Below are 21137 nucleotides of genomic sequence, written 5' to 3'. Positions count from 1 at the left end.
AACCGATGAAAGCTAAACTCAACAAGGCGACCATAATTAATCAAGAACCTTGAGGTGACACTGAGAAATATGTCCTGAAAGATCTAGACGGAAGATACTTTTGAAAAACCCAACATAAAACTCGAGATTAAACCCTCAATAAAGTATCAAAAAGCTGAAAAAAGCCCTTCCTTGAAATGTTCCCAGTCTGATAAAATTTGACTTACAACCAAAAAAACTACAACAAATACTAAGATCATTTTCCAGTTCCATTGTTTTTTGTTTGATTCTGCCATGACATTAGTTTTAAAATCGAAAACCTCGGGGCAAGCCTACGAGGTATGAATTGAAAAAATACTTTTAAAATTCGAGGCAAGCCTCGCGGAATTAAATCCTCAATGAGGGATTAAAGATATTAAAAAAGCCATCTGTAAAAAATACAGATGGCTTTTTATAAATTATAATCCTTGTTTAAGAAACTGCTTTAAGTTTGCTTATAGTAGATTTATTCAATTTATCTTCTGCATATTCTCTAGTAACCAATAGTTCTGTTTCTTCACCTTCCGGCATTTCGAACATCGCATCAGTTAAAATTGCTTCACATAAAGATCTTAAGCCTCGTGCTCCCAATTTATATTCAACTGCTTTTCCAACTATATAATTAAGCGCATCTTCAGTAATTTCAAAAGAAATATCATCTATTTCAAACAACTTTTGATATTGTTTGATAATGGCATTTTTAGGCTCTGTAAGAATTGCTCTTAATGTTTCCTCATCTAAAGGGTCCATGTAAGTAAGTGCTGGTAAACGCCCGATAATTTCAGGAATTAATCCATAATCTTTAAGATCCTTCGGAATAATATATTTCAAAAGATTGGTGCGCTCTATTTTATCGTCACTTTGAGAAGCACTAAAACCAACAGCTTGCATATTTAAACGCTTACTGATGTTTCTTTCGATACCATCAAAAGCTCCACCTGCAATAAAAAGGATATTTTCTGTATCTACCTCAATAAATTTCTGATCTGGATGCTTTCTTCCTCCTTTTGGCGGAACATTCACGGTAGTCCCTTCTAATAACTTCAATAAAGCCTGCTGAACACCTTCCCCAGAAACATCTCTGGTAATAGATGGGTTATCACTTTTACGAGCGATCTTATCTATCTCATCTATAAAAACAATTCCGCGTTGTGCTTTCTCTACATCATAGTCTGCTGCCTGAAGTAACTTCGTTAAAATACCTTCCACATCTTCACCAACATAACCTGCTTCTGTAAGCACTGTAGCGTCTACAATTGCCAATGGAACATTCAGCATTTTAGAGATGGTTTTTGCCATTAGGGTTTTTCCGGTTCCGGTCTCCCCTACCATAATGATATTACTCTTTTGGATCTCTATATCATCATCACTTTTAGGTTGTAATAATCTTTTATAGTGATTATAAACAGCCACTGACATCACTTTTTTAGTGGCTTCTTGCCCTATGATATATTCATCTAAAAAAGCTTTTATAATCTTCGGCTTGCTTAACATCAAATCTGATGACAACTCCTTTTCGCCTCCTTGTTTTGATTCTTCTAAAACTATCCCATGAGCCTGCTCGATACATTTATCACAAATGTGTGCATCTAAACCTGCGATCAGGAGATCAGTCTCTGGTTTTTTCCTTCCACAAAAGGAACATTCTAAATCATCTTTCGCCATTTCTTACAATTTCAATATTTAAATACTGCTTATAGAATATATGAAATATCTCAGCAGTATCCTAAATCATTCTATTTATCGCGGGTTAAAACCTCATCTATCATCCCGTAATCCTTCGCGCGATCTGCTTTCATCCAAAAGTCTCTATCGCTATCTTCTTCAATTTTCTCGTAAGTTTGCCCACTATGCTTGGCAATAATATCATACAATTCCTTTTTCAAGCTAACGATCTCACGTGCTGTGATTTCTATATCGCTCGCTTGACCTTGCGCACCACCTAAAGGTTGGTGGATCATCACTCTTGAGTGAGGCAATCCACTACGTTTTCCTTTTGCTCCTGCACATAATAACACGGCTCCCATTGAAGCCGCCATTCCTGTACATATAGTTGCCACGTCTGGCTTAATAAATTGCATAGTATCATAGATCCCTAATCCAGCATAAACACTTCCGCCTGGGGAGTTAATATATATCTGGATATCCTTAGAAGCATCTGTACTTTCTAAAAACAAAAGTTGCGCTTGGATAATATTAGCGATCTGGTCGTTGATACCAGTCCCTAAAAAGATGATCCTATCCATCATTAATCTTGAAAACACGTCCATTGCTACTGCATTCATTTGGCGTTCTTCAATAATATTTGGGGTCATCCCCGTTGGGTTCATACTAGTGATAATCTTATCGTAATAGTTCCCGTTGATGCCATGATCTTTAATGGCGTATTTTTCGAATTCTTTTCCGTAATCCATAGCTTATTATATTCTCTATTTAAGTAAATAAGGCGTTATAACCATTGGTTTAACGCCTTAAAGATATGTATAAAAATTTAAGAAAGTCTACTTGTAGATCTCTTTAACAAAGTCTTCGTAAGTAACCTCTTTTTCTTTTAAACTGATATTTTCTTTATAGAATCCTAAGAGTTTTTCGTTCATCAATTGTTCAGATAAACGTTTGATCTCATCTTGATTTGAAAGAACACGCGCAGCGATATCATCCAATTCCTTTTCTGCAGGATCTGTTTGGCCAAATTGAGCCATCTGTTCCTTGATCCTAGCAGTAGTGAATTCTTTAAGATCTTCAAATTTAACTTCCAATTTGTTCTCGCTGATCAACTTCCCTTCGATCAATTGAAATCTTAAACCTTGCTCGCTCTTTATAAATTCTTCTTTAGCTTCTTCTTCTGTTAATGGCTTCTCTCCTACTGTGCGAATCCATTTCTGAAGAAATTCTTTTGGAAGATCAAACTTATTATTCTCTATTAAAGCTTCAGTAACATCATTCAATAATTGCTGATCTCCTTGTTGCTGAAATTGTTTTGCAGCATCTTCTTTAATCTTTTCCTTAAGATCTTCTACATTTTTCACTTCTGAATTTGGGAAAAGCTTATCAAATAATTCCTGATTCAACTCAGCAGATTCCTGATGATTGATTTCGGTTACTGTTAGAGTAACCTCTACATCTAAATCATGAATCCTTTCATGCTCTACATTTAAAACTTTTTCTAATTGATGATCATCCTCAAAAAGACCTTTAGTTTTTAATGTAATTAAATCCCCTTTTTTTGCTCCAACAAATTTATTGATATTCTTTTTCCCTTTTAATTGGTCTAAAGAAATAGTGCCTAAATTATCTATATTTTCTTCTTCATTTACAATGGTACCAACTACAACATCCCCTTCTTCAGCTACCTCTTTAGAGATCAATTTCCCATATTGTTTTTGGATATTGGTGATCTGATTTTGAATCATCTCTTCTCCCGCAACAATTTTGTAAAGGGTAATAGGTTTTTTAGTCTTTAAATTCAACTCGAATTGAGGAGTTAGCCCTAATTCAAATTCAAAACTGTAATTATCCTGATCCCAATTAAAGTTCTCTTTCTCTTTTGGCAAAGGATTACCAAGAACATCTAACTTTTCTTCGGTTAAATACTTGTTTAAAGCTTCTTGTAATAATTTATTTACCTCATCTACCAATACAGCCTGACCATATTGCTTCTTCACCATCCCCATTGGAACATGACCTTTTCGAAATCCAGGTATATTTGCGTTCTTTTTGTAATCTTTTAAGATCTTGTCTACCTTTTCAATGTAGTCGTCTTTCGCGATATCTACTTTTACTATCGCATTCAATTCATCAATATTCTCTCTAGTAATATTCATTGTAACGTATTAAAAATTGGTGTGCAAAAGTACACATTTTTGGATTGTTCACAAAGTTTCAAACTGCTGAATTTCAGCATCCTCTAATCTGATCCCAGTACAGAATATAATATAGTTTGCAAAAGAGATAACAGCAAGCTAAATATAAGGGCAATTAAAAACCCATCTACTCCAAACCCGCTCACAAATGCATCTGCTAGTAAGATTATAACTGCATTAATAACCAACAAAAATAAGCCCAAAGTGACAATAGTAACTGGTAATGTTAGCAACACCAGAATAGGCTTAACTATCAAATTGAGAATAGCCAAAACAATTGCAACAATAATTGCAGTTACATATCCTGCAACTGTTACACCAGGTAAAAATTTTGCTAGTAAAACTACCGCAACTGCGGTCAATAGAATGCGTATTAGAAATTTCATCTCTTTGCTTTTTTTGTTTGATTATCTAACAAAAATGCAAAAAAAACATCGGAATAAATCCAGCGCTTTGGTTTTTATGATTTAATTAATACGCTCTAAGTATACAGTTTGAAATCTTAGTGAATTATCCCTACCTTGTTTTTACTAATTTAGGGGTCGAGACTCAACCTGCCTCATGCACAAACTCGTTATAGCAAATAAAAATGGAGTACGATTATATTATTGTTGGAAGTGGTTTTGGAGGTTCTGTGAGTGCCCTAAGGCTGTCAGAAAAAGGATACAAGGTTTTAGTAGTTGAAAAAGGAAAATGGTACAAGGCTAAAGATTTCCCTAAAAGTAACTGGAACTTCAAAAAATGGCTGTGGATGCCATATTTACGGTTTTTTGGAATTATGAAACTTTCCATTTTTAAACACATTGCAATAATTTCCGGAACTGGTGTTGGTGGTGGATCTTTGGTTTATGCAAACACCTTACCTACACCTAAAACTGCTTTTTTTAATTCTGGAAGTTGGAAGGAGCTAAATGATTGGGAAAATGAACTGAAACCCTATTATAAGGAAGCATTAAGAATGTTGGGAGCTGCACAAAACCCAAAATTATTCGATGGAGATCTGGGTCTCAAAAAGGTGGCAGAAGATTTAAACATCAAGAAAAATTTTGACACCACCCGTGTCGCTGTTTTTTTCGGAAAACCAGATCAAACAGTAAAAGATCCTTATTTTAATGGGGAGGGACCAGATCGCTCTGGCTGTAATTTTTGCGGAGCCTGTATGACAGGTTGTAGATATAATGCAAAAAACACACTCGATAAGAACTATCTCTACCTCGCTCAAAAAAACGGTGCAGAAATTCTTGCCGAAAATGAAGTAGTTGATGTACAACCCATCGGCACAGCTGACGGGTCTCAGGGGTATGAAGTTTCCTTGAAAAGAAGTACCAGGATTTTTGGCAAGCACCAAAAGATCAAAGCCAAAGGTGTTATATTCTCAGGCGGTGTTCTGGGTACAGTAAAATTACTATTGAAGCTTAAGTTGAAATCACTACCCAATCTCTCAGATAAGCTTGGAGAAGACATTCGTAGTAATAATGAGACATTGATAAGTGTTTCTGGACTCGACAAAGATAAAAACTATTCAAAAGGTATAGCAATAGGTAGCATCCTTGACACAGATGAAAACAGCCATCTTGAAATTTGCAGATATGGTGAAGGTTCTGATGCTTGGAAATTGGCTCATTTACCTTACGTAACTGGTTCTAATGTTTTTTCCCGTCTTTTTAAAACGCTAGTTAAACTCCTGAAAAATCCTGTTGACTATTTCAAAATATACTTTGTGAACGGCTGGGCAAAGAACACGGTCGTATTGCTTTTTATGCAAACCCTGGACAGTACCTTAAAATTTAAACGAAACGCTCTGGGACAAATGACTTCAACAGTAAGTACAGGGAAGGCTCCTACGCCTTTTATCCCAGAATCTATAAATCTGGTAAAAGCCTATCGCAAAGCTATTAATGGAGTAAGCACCTCTTTTGCTTTAGAAACCTTAGCGGGAATACCTTCTACAGCACATATCCTAGGCGGTGCAGTTATGGGAAAGGATCACAACACAGGTGTAATTGACAAGGACAATAAGGTTTTTGGGTACAAGAATATGTTTGTGATAGATGGTGCGATGATTTCTGCAAATCCAGGTGTAAATCCATCCTTGTCAATAACAGCGATTGCCGAACGTGCAATGGATCAGATACCTGCTAAAATTGAACTTGGTAAGAGTGACACGCTTAAGAAAATGAACACTGGAAGTTCCATGATGAATAGCTCTGAAGCTTCAAATGATATAAGCAGATGAAGTATTTCTTCAAAGGATTAAAGATAATTTCAATCTTTGCTTTACTATTTATAGCGGTTATCATTATTTTCTTCGGGCATCGAGATATACCATTGAACGAATTGAAAGCAAAGTATACTAATAAGGCTTCTTCCTTCATTTCTATGAATGGGATGGATGTTCATTATCGTGACGAGGGAGACAAAGCCGACTCACTCCCACTTGTCCTAATCCATGGCACAGCGTCTAGCTTACATACATTCGATGCTTGGGCAGATAGTTTAAAGAAAACAAACCGTGTAATAAGAATGGATCTTCCTGGATACGGCTTAACTGGCCCATTCCTAAACGGTGATTATACCATTGAAAATTATACCGCTTTCTTAAAGGACTTTCTAGCTGCTTTGGGTATTAAGAAATGTGTATTGGCTGGTAATTCCTTAGGCGGACAGATAGCATGGAACTTTAGCTTGGAGCAACCAGACATGGTCGAAAAATTGATCTTAATAGATGCCGCAGGATATCGTCTAAGTTCAAGGAGTGTTCCAATAGCTTTTAAATTGGCTCAGGTTCCTGTTTTTAGAAAACTACTCACCTTTATAACTCCACGATTTTTAGTGAGATCTAGTGTTGAAAATGTTTATTTTGATAAATCTAAAGTAACAGATTCATTAGTCGATAGATTTTTTGAACTCGCTCTCAGAGAAGGAAATCGTCAAGCCTTTGTAGATAGGTTCAAGGTGTCTAAGGACACCAGTGTATTTACAAACATAAAAGAAATTCAACAGCCAACGCTTATACTTTGGGGAGCAGAAGATTTATTGATTCCGGTGGAAAATGCCTATAAATTTCAGGAAGATCTACAAAATGACACATTAGTTATCTTGGAAAAAACCGGTCATACTCCAATGGAGGAAAGTCCACTAAAAAGCCTAGAACCAGTTATTGATTTTTTGAAAAACTAACGATAAATTGTTTTAGCAAACCTCAACTTAATAAACCATTTGAAAACGCTCTTCTGGTTATAAATCCTCATTTGCAAAGTATATAACATCGATTATTTCTATTAGTTGGGTAATTTTATGAATAGATTTTTTAGAGACAAAGAAACAAACCACCTTACTTAAAAGATCTTGTTCCTATTCTTTACAACTTTCAAAAATCAACACCACTATTAATAATATTCACAACACCAGGTTAGTATCCTAGATGTCTAAGAAACGCTAAAACCACTTCTATAATTATTGAAATCACATAACCTGTTAATGCATCTTCAAGTCAAACTTTTAAAATAAAACTATCGCTACCGTAGTTAAGCGAATGCTTGATAGAAACTTGAACTTTTTATTTTTCTTGTTTACTATTTCAAAAAAACACAAAAAAAACGCCGGAAATTAATCCGGCGCTTTCTTTTTTTATGATTTATTCAATACCACCTCATCCTTATAAGAATTGAATGATATTAAGAAATACTATTATTGAACTTCATTACTTATAGTAACAGTCTTATAAGCTCCAATGTTTACTTTTGGAACAGTAGAATTATAAGTTGTATTAATTGCATCTAAAATATTATTAGCTAAATATGCATAACCTCTTGGAGTTGGGTGTACTCCATCTAAAGAGAAAACTCCCCCTGTTACAAAGGCTGTAGTTAAAACACCAGCATCAAAAGGCACACCTTGAGTAGCAACTTGATTAAAAATTGCTTGTGCATCTACAAAGGCCAATCCGTTAGCCTGAGCTAATGCTTTTATAGTTGCATTATAGCTAGCTTGTGCAGTAGAAATCGCAGTTAATTCGTCTTTGTCTAAAGCATCTTTATCGTCTATTCCGCTAACAGCATCTAAAACCAATTGAGCTTGTTCAGGGGTTGGCTGACCCCCTGCTTGGAGTATACCCAAAACTTGAAGAACTTCAGGAGCTAAAACAACTGAACCATATCCTTGAGCTAAAGCTCCTTGGTCTATAGTAAGAACTAACAACTCATCTGCAGTCATTTGTCTAAATCCTAATGGATTTGTCTGAGAAACCGGCACATCTATTAAAAATCTATTTGGACCTGCACTAAATGTAAGTGCGTATTGTGCAGCTAATCCCTGTGCTACTGCTGGATCTAAACCTTGTTGAATTGCTCCTTGCGCAAAAATACCTGCAACCGCCTGAAAAAATCCGGTTAAGTTTGCTGCTGTTGCTGCATCTAGAGCCAAAGCATTATTTGGAACAGTAGTAAAAAATGGAATAGAAGTCACATTTGGTATATTTACTAAAACACCATCTGCACCTGTTCCCACCATTGTACTTACAATTGTAGAATATGCTGAAGCAAAAACTTGTGGATCTGTAATATCACCAGGTTCATAGGTAGATGGATCTAAATTCCCTGTTTGGTCTTCACCAACTCCACCTGAAGTAGCAAAACTTAAAATATCGTTACTCCCAATAAAAACTGAGAAAAAAGTTGGATTCTGCGCAGCGGCATCGGCTAAAACTGTTGAGCTAGGGCTAGATGCAAATCTTACAAAATATGGATTAGCAGATCCAACAGGCACTCCAGAAATATCTCCATAATTAGGAGTTATTAAATGAAAACTTTTTGCTCCCGGAACTCCCATGTTATTAAACGGCCCAGATAATACATTAGTAATGTCTGTAGTTGGTTGCATTCCTGTATACACTCTTGGAGCTGGGCTTCCATCAGGTCCAAAAGCAAGCACTCTTCTATTTGAAGTTATTTGTGTCCCGGCCAATAACAATCCACCAGCATTGTCATTTACTAAAGGCTGCGTAAATAATTGGGTTTCTTGCACTTTTGCAAACTGTTGCGCCATGATATTAGGATAGGAATCTTCCTGTCCTGTAATATATAGTGCTCCATCTGCATAACCTGCAGTAAGCGAATTTCCTAAAGCAACATAATTTGAGAAATCTGTCTCTCCATTAGAATAAAATCCAGCTTCATCTACTGGGGTATCAAATTCCGGCTCGCAAGAAATAACTCCTAATGCCAGAAATGGTAAATATTTTATATAATTTTTCATTTTAATATCTGGTTTAATCTATTATAATTTATAAGTTATTCCTAGTCCTGGTACAAACGCACTAGACTTGTAAGTTCCAGAAAATGGAACTGCCTGACCGTTTTCAAAGTAGAAATCATAAGAAGCGTCCACTTCCTTAAATCGGATATACAAGAAAGAAGCATCTATTGCTAAACGCTCATTTACATTTATAGAAAAACCACCAGTAAAGTTGTTAGAATCGTTACGCGGAGTTTCTGGAGCAAAGTATCCTTCTTGAACAGGAGATTCATCAAAGTAGTATCCAGCTCTTAAAGTAAACATATCGTTAGCTTCGTATTGAAGTCCAAATCTATAAGTTGAAGCGTCTTCATACATTCTAGCATTTTGCGAATCCGGAATAGATGGATTGGCAAAATCAATGTCTAAAGATTCATATACACTCCAAAATGTTTGGTTATAATCAAAAGCGAACAACCATTTATCACAGAATTCGTAAGAAAAACCTACAGCAAGTTCTGCTGGTAAAGGTAATGCAGCATTAAATTCTGTATCTGCGAAAGGAGCTGCAGGAGAATTCGGAATATTTTCGAAATCAGCATCTCCGCCTTCAGCTTCCAAAATAATTTCAGATCGATAATTGAAACCTATTCTCATATTATCCGTTGGAGAGAACATTGCACTTGCAGACCATCCCCAGTTGGTAACACCAGAAGCATCTACTGTAACTTCAGATCTATTTCCATCAATATCACTTAGTGTTCTGTTCAAATTTCTATTGAAATTTACACTTCCTGTAACATAAATAGGTCCACCCCCAACACTAAAATATTCATTAAGCTTTAATGATACTATTGGCTGAATATATATGGCAGCAAGATCTATATTATTAACAAGATGAGAACCTGCCCAATCGTCTTCCCATTCCACACCACTTCCATAAGGTGTATATACACTTAAACCAGCAGTCAACCAATCGGTAACTTTATAGGAAGCGTATAAATAGAAAGGAGTTCCTACAGAACTATTTACTCTAGCAGCATCCCCAGTTTGTTCATTTTGATAAGCTATATCTGCAAACACTCCAAAACCACCAGCAGAAACGTTTAAGCGATTTTCTAAATATACTAGACCTGCAGGATTGAAAAATCCGAGTTCTGCATTGTTCACTACCGCAACTCCGGTGTGTCCCATTGCCAAAGCTCGCTGCCCTTGCAAGCTTACCCGATACCCTCCGGCATAGGTTACAGCGGTAGCCAACATGAAAACCGCAAGAAATAATAGTTTTTTCATAATTAAATTTGAGTTAATTTTTTATTTTTTGGATGCTCCAAGATTAGTATAAATTATAAATTACGCAAGCAATTGATGCAATTTATTATGCATACATAATAATTCCATTAAAGTTTAAATGAAATCTGTTACATTCTTAAAAAATTCAGTGATCTTCTCAGCATGCACCCAATGTCCTGCTCCTTCTATTGTTTGGATTGTTGCATTTGGGAAATGCTTTTTTATTAAGGGTTTATCCTCTTCAGAAATATAACCAGACTTTCCTCCACGAATAAATAAGCTTGGTTTAGAAAATATAATACTATCTGAGAGCGCCATACCTATATCTTCTCCAGATTTACTCAACACATCCAGGTTTAATCGAAGAGATAATTTCTCTTTAGTTTTCCAGTATAAATTCTTCAGAAGAAAAAGTCGAGTTCCTTTATCTGGAACAAATTTGGCTAAGAAATCTTCAGCATCTCCCCTAGAAGTGATTACTTCATTGTCTAAAGCTTCTAAGCCCTGCAATATTTCATGATGATGTGGAGCGTAATATTTTGGAGAAATATCAACAATTATAAGTTTTTGTAGCAGCTCCGGAAAATCTCCTGCAACTTGCATCGCTACTTTTCCGCCCATGGAATGCCCCAATAAGATAATATTCTTTAAATTGTTCTCTTCGCAATATCCTTTAATGTCTCGAGACATTAGCTCATAATTCATTTCTGTAGTATGAGGGCTTCTTCCATGATTTCGCTGATCTATTAAATGAACCTGAAACCCATTCTCTGCAAACTTACTTCCAAGTGTTTTCCAATTATCACCCATTCCTAAAAATCCATGAAGGAACAAAAAAGGTGTACCTTCGCCTATAACGGTTGCATTTAGTTTAATCATCCTTTTAATAAATTTAAATATCTTTTAATAGTAGTTTCCAAACCAAAATATAAAGATTCGGTTATTAAGGCATGCCCAATAGAAACTTCTAGCAAACCAGGAACATGTTGTTTAAAATATTGAATGTTTTGCAAGGAAAGATCATGGCCTGCGTTTAAACCAAGATCCATTTCAATAGCCTTTTTGGCACAATCTGTATATATTTTTACCGCATCTTTATTCCCTTTGCTAAATTCTTCTGCATAGGCTTCGGTATACAATTCTATTCTATCTGCGCCAGTATTTGCAGCATGTTCTACCATACTTAAGTTTGGATCTACAAAAATGGAGGTTCTAATATCATTTCTTTTAAATTCTGAAATAACTTCTTTCAAAAAATCTTTATGTTTAACCGTATCCCAACCTGAATTGGAAGTAATAGCATCTACCGCATCTGGCACTAAAGTTACCTGCGCAGGCTTTGCTCTTAAAACCAGATCAATAAATTTTGCTATTGGGTTTCCTTCTATATTGAATTCTGTTTTCACTACAGGTTTAAGATCCAAAACATCTTGATATCTAATATGTCGCTCGTCTGGCCTGGGATGAACGGTGATTCCTTGGGCTCCAAAAGACTCTATATCCTTTGTGAATTGAACTAAATCTGGAACATTACCACCTCTGGCATTTCTTAGTGTGGCAATTTTATTGATATTTACACTTAAATGGGTCATTATATTTGGCTTTGAATTAACAAAAATACAAAGATGCAGATGCCTTATTGAATATAATTTTAATTAATTTGCATTAAAATGAGGAGGAATTATGAGTATTGAAAGTTATATAGTAAATGACATGGAGATCTGCCAAATCACTGAAAAGATTGGGGATCTAAAGAAAAAATTCAATGAACTCACCTATTCTCACATGCCTGTAGGAAAAGATGGTGTTTATTTGGGAAGTATATCTGAAAATGATGTGCGATGTTTTGATGCTGAAAAGACTCTGGCTGATTATCAATACGCTCTGCAAGGATTTTTCGCCCGAGTATCAGATAATTGGTTGGATACTTTAGAAACCTTCGCTCAGAATCAGGCTAATATACTCCCGGTTTTAGGTTCAGAAAATCAATACTTAGGCTATTTAGAACTGAGTGACATATTGCATCAGTTCAACGAAACTCCATTTCTAAACGAACCTGGTGGAATTGTTGTTTTGGAGAAAGGAAGTTTAGATTATTCATTTAGTGAAATAGGACAGATCATAGAATCTCAAAATGCCCGGATTTCAGGAATGTTTGTTTCTTCGCAAGAAAATGACCTTACCCAAATCACGGTTAAAGTAAACGCATCTGGTTTAAATGAAATATTACAGACCCTCAGAAGGTATGGATATACTATAATTTCTGAACATCAGGAAGACCTTTATAGCAAAAATTTAATAGAGCGCTCCAGATATTTGGACAAATACCTTAATATATAACAATGAAAGTAGGGATTTATGGTCAGTTTTACCACCAAGATTCTGGCATTTATATAGAAGAACTTTTTGATATTCTGGATCATGAAAATATTGAGGTAAGTATTGAGAAAAACTTTCTGGATCTTATTCATGAACATAAAATATTAAAAAAGAATTATAAACATTTTAGCACCTTTAGGGAGTTAGATGCCAGCTACGATCTATTCTTCAGTATTGGCGGAGATGGAACTATTCTAAAATCCATCAATTATATTCAGGATCTTAATATCCCTATACTGGGTATTAATACAGGAAGGCTCGGTTTTCTTGCTACCATTCAGAAGGAAGAAATAAAGAGAAGCATTTCATCTATACTTCACAAAAAATATGAGATCTCAGAAAGAACTGTTCTTTGTATAGAAACAAATCCCTCAAGCGATGAGATTGGCGAGACAAATTATGCATTGAATGAGATAGCGGTAAGTAGAAAAAATACTACCTCTATGATCACTGTGGAAACCTGGTTAAACGATAAATATTTAACTTCTTATTGGGCAGATGGACTAATTGTTTCTACTCCTACTGGCTCTACCGGTTATTCCCTAAGCTGTGGCGGTCCGGTAATTGTACCAGATACTAAGGCTTTAGTAATAACACCAATTGCACCACATAATTTGAATGCAAGACCTCTAGTAATAAAAGATGACACCAAAATAAAACTTAAAGTATCTGGAAGGGAAGATTTTTTTCTAGTTTCTATGGATTCCCGAATTGCAACCCTAAGCAATGCAACAGTGATAAGCATTAAAATTGCTCCCTTTACAATTAGCATGGTAGAAATAGAAAAGGGCAGTTTTCTAGAAACCCTTAGAAAAAAACTTTTGTGGGGCGAAGACAAACGTAACTAAACAATAAAAGCTTCCATTATTTGTTTATAAGCATATACAAAAACGCCCAAAATATTGCAGGGTAAACAATATTACTATATTTGCAAACTTTTAAAAACCTATGAGGCACCTGTTATTACTACTTATTTTGTTTGCTTTCTCTAACTCTTCTGTTGCTCAAACATTCGAAGTAGGCCCATTTATTGGAGGTGCTAATTATATTGGAGATGTAGGTAAATCATCTTTTATAAATCCCAGTACTCTTGTTGGTGGAGGGATAGTGAAATGGAACAGGAGCGATCGCCATAGTTTTAGATTTAGCTTATTATATGCCGAAATTCAAGCAGATGATGCAAAATCTAATGAAGTAAGAAGACAGCAAAGAGGTTATAGTTTCACAAACCATATTGCAGAGGCTTCTTTAGGACTGGAGTTTAATTTTTATTCTTTTGATCTTCATGATGCCGTACCACAAAGCACCCCCTATCTCTATACAGGGATCTCTTATTTTAACACTAACCATCACTATTTGAGTGCAGATCATCCAAATTCAGGCATGTTAGAGCCTCAGGGAGACAATTGGAGTTTCGCTATTCCAGTTATATTTGGATATAAACAAACAATAACCCCTATGATTATCGGAGCCTTGGAAATTGGGGTTAGATACTCCTTTACAGATAATATTGATGGGAGTAATCCCCAAGAATTATTAGGAAGAAGAGATCCTCCTAGAGAATTTGGAAATACAAATACTAAAGACTGGTATGTATTTTCGGGTGTAAGCTTTACCTTTACATTCGGAAAAAAACCATGTTACTGTAATATATAGGATGTTCAAAGAAAAAATTAACCCAAAGAGCTTACCCAAACATATCTCCATTATTATGGACGGGAACGGTAGATGGGCTAAGCAAAAAGGATTTTTACGCGCGTTTGGACATGAAGAAGGCACTAAAGCAGTTCGTGACGTTGTAGAAGGTTCTGCCGAAATAGGTATTGAAAACCTCACCTTGTATGCTTTTTCTACTGAAAACTGGAATCGTCCAAAATTGGAAGTAGATACGCTCATGCGGTTACTAGTAACCTCCCTTAAGAAAGAAATAAAAACACTCCTCAAAAATGACATTAAGCTAAATGCAATAGGAAATCTTCATACGTTACCTAAAAAGGCACAAAAAGAACTTAATGAAGTTATAGAGAAGACCAAAAATAATAAGAGAATGATCCTGACTTTGGCTCTAAGCTATGGTTCTAGGGAAGAATTGATTCATGCAGTTAAGGATATTAGCCAAAAAGTAAAAAATGAGGAATTATCTTTAGATGCTATTGATGAATCAATTATAAATCAGCATCTTTACACCCAAAATTTACCGGACGTAGATTTACTTATCCGAACCAGTGGCGAGCAACGGATAAGTAACTTTTTATTATGGCAAATAGCATACGCAGAATTATATTTTAGCACGATTTTATGGCCGGATTTTCGTAGAGAAAATTTATATGAGGCCATTTATAATTATCAAACGAGAGAACGAAGATTTGGAAAAACCAGTGAGCAGATTAGTTAACACAAACATGTCAAAAAAGTTTTTAAGCCTTTTGGCATTTTGTTTTTTGTATACCCTAACATTTCAGGCACAAGATTTACCGCTAGGTGGAGGAAGTAAATATACAATAGGAAAGATTGAAGTAACAGGAACAGTTAGTTATAACGAACAAACTGTGATAGCCTATACAGGCCTTAAACCTGGTGATGAAATCTTTATTCCAGGAGATAAAATAAGTAAGGTTCTAAAGAAATTATGGGATCTTGGTCTTTTTAGTGATATTAATTTTTACGTTACCAATATAGAAGGAAATGTTGCAGATCTTGAACTTGAAATTCAGGAAGTTCCGGAATTGGCGGAAGTGAGAATTCAAGGAATCAAAAAGAAATCTACTCAAGAGGAACTTATTAAAGAGAACTCGTTAACACCGGGATCTAAAGTTACAGAAAACCTCACAACCACTACTAAAAACTATATAGAGAACAAATATAAAAAAGATGGATACTTTAATACTAAAGTAGTCATTAACACAACTCAAATTGTTGACACCACAGGCACCAATAAGGTAAATATGGTGGTTAATGTAGATCGTGGAGAGAAAGTTAAAGTAGGAAATATAGAATTCATTGGTAACGAAGAATTGACTGATTCTAAACTTAAAGGCGCCATGAGTAACACTAAAGAGAAGAACTTCTTTAGGGTTTGGAAAAGATCTAAATTCAATTCCGATGATTTCGAAGCAGATAAAGTTGGAATAGTAAACAAGTATAAGGAGAAAGGATTTAGAGATGCAAGAATAGTATCTGATTCTTTAATTATTGAAGATCCTAAAACGGTTGCGTTACAAATTCAGGTAGAAGAAGGAAACAAGCATTATATTGGAAACATAGATTTCATTGGAAATGTGGTTTATTCTGACGATTTACTTACCAGAGCTCTAGGAATAAGCAAAGGTGATGTCTACAATGGGGTGCTATTGGAAAAACGTATCTCAGATGAGTCCAAGCCAGATTCTCAGGATATAGCCAACCTATACAAGAACAATGGATACCTATTTGCTCAAATAAATACGGTTGAAACAAAGGTTTACAATGACACAATAGATTTTGAAATTAGAATTGTAGAAGGCAAGGAAGCTTATTTTAACAAGATTAGTGTAGTAGGTAATACAAAAACTAAAGATCATGTAATTTACCGTGAGCTACGGACTAAACCAGGTCAAAAATACAGTCAAGAAAATGTAGTAAGAACTATTAGAGAGATAGGTCAACTTGGATTTTTTGATGCAGAAAATGTGCAACCAAATTTCCAAAACGTAGACCCTAACAGTGGGACTCTGGATATGGAATATGCTGTTGTAGAAGCTGGAGCAAGCCAAATAGAACTGCAAGGTGGATATGGTGGTGGTGGTTTCATAGGAACTTTAGGTTTATCTTTTAATAACTTCTCTCTTGCAGGAATTTTTGACAAAGAAGCTTATAGACCAATTCCAATGGGAGATGGTCAAAAATTATCTTTAAGAGCACAAGCAAGTATTTACTATCAAACTTATAGTCTATCTTTTGTAGAACCATGGTTAGGCGGTAAAAAACCTCAAAGTTTATCTACTTCCTTTTCTTATACCAGACAATTCCTTTTTGATCCCCGAACTAGAAGAGCAGACAGATCTAGAAGTTTTGATATTCTAGGAGTAAATGTTGGTCTAGCGAAGAGATTACAATGGCCAGATGATTACTTTACCTTATCTCAATCTTTAGGTTTCCAGAGATATGATTTAAATAATTACAACACTGGATTATTCACCTTTGGAGATGGTTTTTCTAACAATCTTACTTACACAATTGGATTAAGCAGAAATAGTAAAGGGCTAAACCCAATATTCCCAACAGTAGGTTCAGAATTTAATTTTATAGCAAAATTTACACCTCCCTATTCCCTTTGGAATGGAATAGATTATAATGATCTTGAAAACCAGAGAGCCTTTCAATTGGAAGATGAAAACGGAAATCTTTTAAATTCAGACGGATTAAGATTAAGACCAGGAGATGAAGCTGTGGGAGATCAAGGTAAAATAGATCAGGAAAAATTCAAATGGTTAGAATTTTACAAAATAAAATTCGATGCTGCATGGTACACCACTTTATTTAACATTGGACCAAAAGGACCATTAGTTTTAAAGACTGGAATGGAATATGGTTTCTTGGGAGCCTACAACAATGAGCGTGGAATTCCTCCTTTTGAGCGTTTCTATTTAGGTGGGGATGGCCTAGGTGCTTTTAGTTTAGACGGAAGAGAAAGCATTGCTTTAAGAGGATATCCAAATCAATCTTTAGTGCCTTTAGATAGAACAAGTTTTAGTCAGGCCACTAATGAAGACGGGGCGGTTATTTATAACAAATATTCATTGGAATTAAGATATCCAATAACACTTAAACCTGCTGCATCTATTTACGGATTAATGTTTATAGAAGGAGGAGCGTCTTATGACAATTTTAGAGATTTTAATCCGTTTCAATTAAACAGATCTGCCGGTGCTGGATTGAGGGTTTTTATGCCTCAATTTGGATTGTTAGGAATAGACTTTGGTTATGGTTTTGATCCTATCCCTGGAGGGACATCACCAAATGGTTGGGAAACTCACTTTATAATCGGACAGCAATTCTAGGTTTGGCACGATTATTTCTAATAGCAATACTATGAAACGTCAAGTTTTTATTCTACTAGTTTTTTTAGCAGGATTTCAGCCATTAATTCAGGCTCAGAAACCTAACAGGATCGCTTATATAGATATGGAATTTATCTTGGCAAATGTTCCTGAATATAAAGAAGCTTCGGCTCAACTAGAAGAACGAGTTCAGCAGTGGAAAATGGAGTTGGATAGAGATCTGAAAAAAGTGGAAGCAATGCAAATTGCTCTGGAACAAGAAAGACCATTATTAACAAAGGAACTTGTTGAAGAAAGAGAAGCTACAATAGCTTTTGAAGAATCTAAAATTGCAGAATATCAACAAAAACGTTTTGGTTCCAATGGAGATTTTTTACTTCAGAAGAAACAATTAATAAAGCCAATCCAGGATCAAGTTTTTAATGCGATTCAGGAAATTGGAACTCAAAGAAATTACGATTATATTTTTGACAGGACGTCTAATGTTGGTATGGTTTTTTCAGCAGAAAAACATAATATTAGCGATCAGGTTTTAAGAATTATTACAAGAGCATCTAAAAGAGAACAGTTGAGTTCTAGAGATGAGATTGCGGAAATGGAAGTTGAAGAGAATCGTACGGTTGAAGAAGATGAAGAGATTGCAGAAAAACAACAAGCCGTTAAAGCTGTGCAAGATGAAAGAGAAGCACTTTTAGAAGCAAGAAAGCAAGAAAGAGATTCTATTAGAGCAGTAAAGCAAAGAGAATTTGACGAGCGCAGAGCAAAGATATTAGCAGATAGACAACGTAAAAAAGATTCGATAGATACAGTTAGAAAGCAAAAGATCGAGGAAAAAGAAAATAAAGATAACGATTAATAAATAACGCAAACCCTTAACAATTAATAATTAATACATTTAAAATGAAACAATTTAGAACCCTTTTTATAGCAGTAGCTTTAATGATTGGAGCAACAGCTTTTACAAATGCACAATCCAAAGTTGCTCACGTAGCATCTCAAGAATTAGTTGAAACTATGCCTTCTTATAAAGAAGCTATGGGACAATTAGAAAAATTACAAAAAACCTACGATGCTGAGATCAGAGATATGATGACTGAAGCTCAAAAAACAATGCAACGTTACGAATCTGAAGCTGCAACTAAGACAGAAGAGGAGAATCAAAAAAGAGCTCAAGAATTACAAGGAACTCAAAGAAGAATTCAAGAACACGGACAAAAAGCACAACAAGATCTTCAGAAAAAAGAACTTGATCTTTTAAAGCCTGTGTATGAAAAAGCTAGAGTTGCAATCCAAAAAGTTGCAAGAGCAAAAGGATACGATTACGTTTTAGACTCTTCTAACGGAGCCGGAGTAATCATGGCAGATGGTTTTAATTTAATGCCAGACGTGAAGAAAGAATTAGGAATGTAATATTTTCTTAATATTATTTCTAAAAACTGCGCTTCCTTGAAGCGCAGTTTTTATTTTTGTACTAATGAGTAATTCTAACCCCATTGGATTTTTTGATTCTGGCGTAGGCGGCACTTCAATTTGGAAAGAAGTGATCCAGCTATTGCCAAACGAAAATAGTATCTATCTCTCAGATAGTATAAACGCTCCATATGGTGAAAAACCTATAGAAGAAATTATAGCTTTAAGTAAAAAGAATACTGAAAAGCTCATATCTATGGGTTCCAAAATTATTGTTGTAGCGTGCAACACGGCTACCACCAATGCCATCCAAATTTTAAGAGACACTTATCCACTTCCAATTATTGGGATAGAACCGGCAATTAAGCCTGCAGCTTTAGGATCTCAAACAAAATCTATTGGAATCCTAGCTACAAAAGGAACGCTTTCCAGCAAGCTATTTTCTAAAACCTCTGAACTGTATTCAAAAAACATAACTATCATTGAGGTGGTAGGAAATGGATTGGTAAGTCTTATTGAGCAAGGTAAACAGGATTCTGAGGAAATTAAAGGGTTATTATCCAATCTTCTGAAACCAATGTTAGCTGCAAAAATAGATTACCTGGTTTTAGGATGCAGCCATTACCCTTATTTAGTTCCTGTTTTAAAAGAGCTTTTGCCTAACGACGTAACTATAATAGATTCTGGAGAGGCTGTCGCCAGACAAACCAAAAAACTGCTTTTGGAAAACAACTTAATGAATAACATAAACATCTCTCCAAAACATTTACTTTTCACCAATGCAAAACCCGAGATTCTGGCAAATCTGGTGCATGCTAAAAAAAATAATCTGGATGTTTCTTACCTGAATTTCTAATTGATAGCTGGGCATTTACAATCGTATCTCCCGCGATCTTCTCCAAAATTATATCCTAAGGTAATTTGATGAAATCCACTGTTGCTTAAAACAAGGGAATTTATTTGATGTGAATAAGTATAAGCAAAAAGGAATCTCTTATAGTCCAATCCAACAAATGGAGTAACATATTGCAGTTGTTGATTTTCAATTTTTGAGCCATCTGTAGTATACTCGGCCCCTTCAAAACTTCTTCTATAGGAAACACCTCCCCATATATCGCCAAACTCCAACGTTCTATAAGCCTTTAAATTAGCATCAATAGCTTTTTCTGAAGTTTGCTCTCTAAGTTGAAATAAGATAGAAGGCTCAAAACTCCAGTCACTATTAGCTCTAGTAAAAATATAACCTGTAGAAAACAAATATTTACGCTGGTTGTTAGGCACTGCATCTGAGTAAAACAATTCTCTACTTACCGGAAGTATATTTTTGGCTGTTGCATGTGCGAAAAAATCTAAATAATAATAAGACATCCCTACATCCATATTTGCATAAATATCTGAAGGATTTCCACCACCAATTATGGGATCAAAGTCTGTGAATCCAGATTGATCCAGGCTATGTTGTATAACGCCTAGGCTTATCCCAAAAGAAAACTGATTAAGATCGAGTTCACTCCTAGATAGCAATAAATGGTAAGCTAAGGTAGCATAAGCACCTTGTTTAGAATAGTTTCCGTTCTTATCGTTAAAAACAATACCTCCTATTCCTATTTTATCCCCTACTCTCCCATTCACACTCAATGTTTGTAAACTTGGCGCATCTTTCACGTCAAACCACTGCTGTCTGGCAGTAAGTCTAATTTTATTAAAGTTTGCAGCACCCGCCATAGCTGGATGAAGCAAGTATAAGTTGTCTGTTAGATAATCTGAATAGGTTGGAATTACCTCTTGTGCATCAGAGGTAGTAGCTATAAATAAAGACAAGAAAAAACTAAAGCAAAGATATAATTTCATTAAAACAAATCATTTTTAAAGCACTAATAGCTTTATGATTTCAAAATAC

General features: G+C 35.3%; 20 protein-coding genes. 10 read left to right on the top strand and 10 right to left on the bottom strand.

Going from position 1 to position 21137, the window contains the following annotated elements:
- Positions 1 to 146: 146 nt before the first annotated feature.
- The 5 genes from ES724_RS16880 to ES724_RS04445 form a co-directional block, all read right to left on the bottom strand.
- Positions 147 to 275, bottom strand: coding sequence for a hypothetical protein (locus ES724_RS16880; RefSeq protein WP_262712792.1), 129 nt, complete (start codon positions 273 to 275; stop codon positions 147 to 149).
- 175 nt (positions 276 to 450) lie between these two features.
- Positions 451 to 1683: an ATP-dependent Clp protease ATP-binding subunit ClpX gene (clpX, locus tag ES724_RS04460; RefSeq protein ID WP_146930130.1), complete on the bottom strand. Its 1233-nt coding sequence runs from the start codon at positions 1681 to 1683 to the stop codon at positions 451 to 453.
- Positions 1684 to 1754: 71 nt separating this feature from the next.
- A complete protein-coding gene (gene clpP / locus ES724_RS04455) occupies positions 1755 to 2432 on the bottom strand; it encodes an ATP-dependent Clp endopeptidase proteolytic subunit ClpP (RefSeq protein ID WP_146930127.1) in 678 nt (225 codons plus the stop codon).
- Positions 2433 to 2519: 87 nt separating this feature from the next.
- Positions 2520 to 3842 carry a trigger factor gene (gene tig / locus ES724_RS04450; RefSeq protein ID WP_146930125.1) on the bottom strand — a complete coding sequence of 441 codons (1323 nt, stop codon included), beginning with the start codon at positions 3840 to 3842 and terminating at the stop codon, positions 2520 to 2522.
- An 83-nt stretch (positions 3843 to 3925) separates the two neighbouring features.
- The gene (locus ES724_RS04445; RefSeq protein ID WP_026837488.1) at positions 3926 to 4267 is read right to left on the bottom strand and encodes a phage holin family protein; all 342 of its coding nucleotides are present in this window, start codon (positions 4265 to 4267) and stop codon (positions 3926 to 3928) included.
- A gap of 203 nt (positions 4268 to 4470) precedes the next feature.
- Here ES724_RS04445 and ES724_RS04440 point away from each other — a divergent pair, with 203 nt between their 5' ends.
- Both ES724_RS04440 and ES724_RS04435 read left to right on the top strand, forming a co-directional pair.
- Positions 4471 to 6117 carry a GMC oxidoreductase gene (locus tag ES724_RS04440; RefSeq protein ID WP_146930122.1) on the top strand — a complete coding sequence of 549 codons (1647 nt, stop codon included), beginning with the start codon at positions 4471 to 4473 and terminating at the stop codon, positions 6115 to 6117.
- Positions 6114 to 7061: an alpha/beta fold hydrolase gene (locus ES724_RS04435; RefSeq protein WP_146930119.1), complete on the top strand. Its 948-nt coding sequence runs from the start codon at positions 6114 to 6116 to the stop codon at positions 7059 to 7061. Before ES724_RS04440 ends, ES724_RS04435 begins: the two co-directional genes overlap by 4 nt.
- A 510-nt stretch (positions 7062 to 7571) precedes the next feature.
- Here the strand turns inward: ES724_RS04435 and ES724_RS04430 are convergent.
- From ES724_RS04430 to ES724_RS04415, 4 genes are all read right to left on the bottom strand, one after another.
- On the bottom strand, positions 7572 to 9137 hold the full coding sequence (locus ES724_RS04430; RefSeq protein ID WP_146930116.1) for an SGNH/GDSL hydrolase family protein: 1566 nt from the start codon (positions 9135 to 9137) through the stop codon (positions 7572 to 7574).
- A 21-nt stretch (positions 9138 to 9158) separates the two neighbouring features.
- Positions 9159 to 10409, bottom strand: a complete 1251-nt coding sequence (locus ES724_RS04425; protein WP_146930113.1) for an OmpP1/FadL family transporter — start codon at positions 10407 to 10409, stop codon at positions 9159 to 9161.
- Positions 10410 to 10523: 114 nt separating this feature from the next.
- Positions 10524 to 11288, bottom strand: a complete 765-nt coding sequence (locus ES724_RS04420) for an alpha/beta fold hydrolase (protein WP_146930109.1) — start codon at positions 11286 to 11288, stop codon at positions 10524 to 10526.
- On the bottom strand, positions 11285 to 12001 hold the full coding sequence (locus ES724_RS04415; RefSeq protein ID WP_146930106.1) for a pyridoxine 5'-phosphate synthase: 717 nt from the start codon (positions 11999 to 12001) through the stop codon (positions 11285 to 11287). Before ES724_RS04415 ends, ES724_RS04420 begins: the two co-directional genes overlap by 4 nt.
- 91 nt (positions 12002 to 12092) lie before the next feature.
- Here ES724_RS04415 and ES724_RS04410 point away from each other — a divergent pair, with 91 nt between their 5' ends.
- The 8 genes from ES724_RS04410 to murI all read left to right on the top strand — a co-directional run bounded on the left by ES724_RS04410 (position 12093) and on the right by murI (position 20093).
- Positions 12093 to 12749 (top strand): CBS domain-containing protein, encoded by a 657-nt coding sequence (locus ES724_RS04410; RefSeq protein ID WP_146930103.1) that lies wholly within the window; start codon positions 12093 to 12095, stop codon positions 12747 to 12749.
- Positions 12750 to 12751: 2 nt separating this feature from the next.
- Positions 12752 to 13636: an NAD kinase gene (locus ES724_RS04405; RefSeq protein WP_146930100.1), complete on the top strand. Its 885-nt coding sequence runs from the start codon at positions 12752 to 12754 to the stop codon at positions 13634 to 13636.
- Positions 13637 to 13736: 100 nt separating this feature from the next.
- Entirely contained in the window at positions 13737 to 14444 is a 708-nt protein-coding gene (gene porG, locus ES724_RS04400; RefSeq protein ID WP_146930097.1) for a type IX secretion system protein PorG, read from the top strand.
- Position 14445: 1 nt separating this feature from the next.
- A complete protein-coding gene (locus ES724_RS04395) occupies positions 14446 to 15183 on the top strand; it encodes an isoprenyl transferase (RefSeq protein ID WP_146930095.1) in 738 nt (245 codons plus the stop codon).
- Between the two features lie 7 nt (positions 15184 to 15190).
- Entirely contained in the window at positions 15191 to 17827 is a 2637-nt protein-coding gene (gene bamA / locus ES724_RS04390) for an outer membrane protein assembly factor BamA (protein WP_246136817.1), read from the top strand.
- A 31-nt stretch (positions 17828 to 17858) separates the two neighbouring features.
- The gene (locus ES724_RS04385) at positions 17859 to 18683 is read left to right on the top strand and encodes an OmpH family outer membrane protein (protein ID WP_146930089.1); all 825 of its coding nucleotides are present in this window, start codon (positions 17859 to 17861) and stop codon (positions 18681 to 18683) included.
- A 44-nt stretch (positions 18684 to 18727) separates the two neighbouring features.
- Positions 18728 to 19237 (top strand): OmpH family outer membrane protein, encoded by a 510-nt coding sequence (locus tag ES724_RS04380; protein ID WP_026837477.1) that lies wholly within the window; start codon positions 18728 to 18730, stop codon positions 19235 to 19237.
- Positions 19238 to 19301: 64 nt separating this feature from the next.
- Positions 19302 to 20093: a glutamate racemase gene (murI, locus tag ES724_RS04375; protein ID WP_146930086.1), complete on the top strand. Its 792-nt coding sequence runs from the start codon at positions 19302 to 19304 to the stop codon at positions 20091 to 20093.
- Here murI and ES724_RS04370 read toward each other — a convergent pair.
- Entirely contained in the window at positions 20090 to 21088 is a 999-nt protein-coding gene (locus ES724_RS04370) for a PorP/SprF family type IX secretion system membrane protein (protein WP_146930083.1), read from the bottom strand. The two genes, murI and ES724_RS04370, sit on opposite strands and share 4 nt — an antisense overlap.
- Positions 21089 to 21137: the final 49 nt, after the last annotated feature.

Origin of the sequence: Gillisia hiemivivida (assembly GCF_007997295.1) — a bacterium.
Lineage (GTDB): Bacteria > Bacteroidota > Bacteroidia > Flavobacteriales > Flavobacteriaceae > Gillisia > Gillisia hiemivivida.
Note: the sequence above shows the minus strand (reverse complement) of the source record. Positions and strands in the feature narration are given on the sequence as shown.